General features: G+C 49.6%; 2 protein-coding genes. Both read right to left on the bottom strand.

Features of this window, described 5'->3' with window-relative positions:
- Positions 1–100 precede the first annotated feature (100 nt).
- A complete protein-coding gene (dsbD, locus tag ACTHUE_RS14695) occupies positions 101–1,906 on the bottom strand; it encodes a protein-disulfide reductase DsbD (RefSeq protein ID WP_070712355.1) in 1,806 nt (601 codons plus the stop codon).
- Positions 1,907–2,123: 217 nt separating this feature from the next.
- Positions 2,124–2,749, bottom strand: a 626-nt coding sequence (gene folE2, locus ACTHUE_RS14690) for a GTP cyclohydrolase FolE2 (protein WP_440423868.1), incomplete at its 5' end; no start/stop codon positions are given.

Here is a 2,749-nt window from a genome sequence, read left to right as displayed (position 1 = left end):
ATTTTGCGTTCTACGCGTTGGGCTCAAGATGAATTTTAATTTTTAAACATAAGAAAAGGCCGTCTGAAAATCTGTTTTCAGACGGCCTTTTTATAGACGGCTATTTCTCGTTTTTGCGATACCATTCAATGAAGGCATCGGGTTTGACAAAGCCTAATAAAGCTTCGCTATGACTGCCGTCGGCGCGGACAACAAACACGCCCGGAGGGCCGAAGAGGCCGTATTCTTTCAGTAAGGCTTGATGGTCGGGAGTGTTGGCGGTTACGTCGATTTGGAAGAAGCGTTGCATATCGACTGCTTCGTGTACCTGCGGTTGGTTGAGCGTGTAGGCGGCCATTTCTTTGCAGGATACGCACCAGTCGGCGTAGAAATCAATCAGCACGGGTTTGCTAGGATCGGCTTTCAAGGCGGCATCCATAGCGGCTTTGAGTTCTCCGACATCGGTAAACATCTTACCGTGGTCGGTTTCTTGGCCGGCTTCGGATGGCGGAACCAGCGTTAAGAAGTGGTGGAGGGCGGTGGTTTGTTTATTGAAGCTTTGCCAGCCAAACCATGAGCCGCCAATCAGCAGTAAAAAGCCCAATACGGCGGCAACCGTTTTCAGACGGCCTTTCTGTTTGCCGGATTTCGCCAAAAGCATCAGGGCGGGAACAATCATCAGCAAGGTGTAGAGGCCGACTACTGCGAAATAAGGCAGATGCGGTGTGGCAAGGTATACGGCAACGGCCAGCAAGATGAAGCCGAATGCGTATTTGATGCCGTTCATCCAGTCGCCTGCTTTAGGCAGGATATGACCGCCGAATGTGCCGATGATGATGAGCGGTACGCCGGTGCCGAGTGCTAAGACATAAAGCGCGAGGCCGCCCAACACGGCATCGCCGGTTTGGCCGATATAGCCCAAAGCAAATGCCAGCGGAGGCGCAACGCACGGGCCGACAATCAGTGCAGACAAAATACCCATGATAAAGACGGAAACGATTTTACCGCCGGAGAGTTTGCTGCTTTGATTTTGGAAATAGGATTGGACAGAGTTGGGCAGCTGGATATTGAAGAAGCCGAACATCGACAATGCCAATATCACCATCAGTCCTGCGGCGGCCAGTACGACCCAAGGTTGTTGCAGCCATACGGTCAACAGCGCGCCGGTCAAACCGGCAATCACGCCGACCAAGGTGTAGGTCAATGCCAAACCTTGTACATAAACCATAGACAAGGTAAACGCGCGGCCTTTGCCGGCTTTTTTGTCGCCCACGACAATACTGGAAACAATCGGCAGGAGCGGATACATGCAGGCGGTAAAGCTTAAGCCCAAACCTGCGACAAAAAACGCCAACAGGTTGGCGTTTAAAGTATCCCAAGAGAGCTTGAAGCGGCTGCTGTCGGGATTGTTTGCACTAGGCTGGGCAGGCATTGGGCCGTCTGAAGAGGCGGACGGTTGTAAAAAGCGGTCTTTGGCAGAAACCGGCTCATCGCTTTGCGGCTGGTAAACCCCGTTGCCTTTTACGTCAAACTCAGTGTCCACAGGCGGATAACACACACCTACTTCGGCACAGCCTTGATAAGTCAGTGTCAGTTTGTATTGCGGCGCGGCTTGTTTGTAAGGTAGGTCAACCTGTGCGGTATGGTGGTAAACCGTTTGTTTGCCGAAGAATTCGTCTTCTTTTTCTTCACCTTTACTGAATTTGGGTTCGCCTAGGATTTTGTCAGGATTGGTCGCTGCAACGATTTTGGACTGGTACATATAGTAGCCGTCAGCGATTTTGAACTGCACGCTGATGCCTTGATCGGTTACATTGACTTGAGGTACAAAGGCTTGCTCTGGAGGCAGCAAATCATTGGCATCTACTGCGAATGCGAAGCTGCTCAAGCCTAAAAATGCAATGAGGAAATAAAGGAATTTTTTCATAATATCCACGGATATGCCGTTGAGAAACCGTCATTATAAATGATGGGGAAAACAATCGGCTTAATTTATGTTAAATATTGCGAGAGAAATCTAATGCTTTTGAATTATATCGAAATAGGGTTGCCCATATATGACCGATAGTCTCATGGTATCGTTCAATTTATGCCAAAGGCCGTCTGAAATGTTCAGACGGCCTTTGTTGCTATTCGGCTTGGCTTTAAGGATAAGCGATATAAGCGTAAGCGGAATGGTTGTGTATCGATTCGAAGTTTTCGCTTTCGACAACAAACGACTCGATGCGTTTGTCGGCAATCAGCGCAGTAGCCACATCGCGAACCATGTCTTCGACAAACTTCGGATTTTCGTACGCTTTTTCCGTTACATACTTCTCGTCAGGGCGTTTGAGCAAGCCGTAGAGCTGGCAGCTTGCTTGCGCTTCGACGTAATCGATGATTTCTTCAATGCCTACATCCGCATTCGCAATCAGACTGACCGTCACATGCGAACGTTGGTTGTGCGCGCCGTATTGGGAAATTTCTTTGGAACACGGACACAATGAAGTAACCGGAACCATTACTTTCAGGCTGTGGCTGTATGTACCGTTTTTGATTTCGCCGGTCAGGGTAACATCATAGTCGAGCAGCGATTGGATGCCGGAGACGGGCGCACTTTTCTTGCGGAAAAACGGGAAGGAAACGCTGATTTTGCCGGAATGCGAATCCAACAGGGCAACCATATCGGCGGTCAGCTTGTGCAGCGTATCGAAATCCAAAGCATCGGTTTGTTTTTCCATCAGGGCGACAAAGCGCGACATATGCGTGCCTTTTTGGTCGGCAGGCAGGA

The sequence above is a fragment of the Neisseria sp. P0021.S005 genome, from assembly GCF_051956955.1.
The sequence above is the reverse complement of the archived record's forward strand: the minus strand, read 5'-3'. Positions and strand labels throughout refer to the sequence as shown.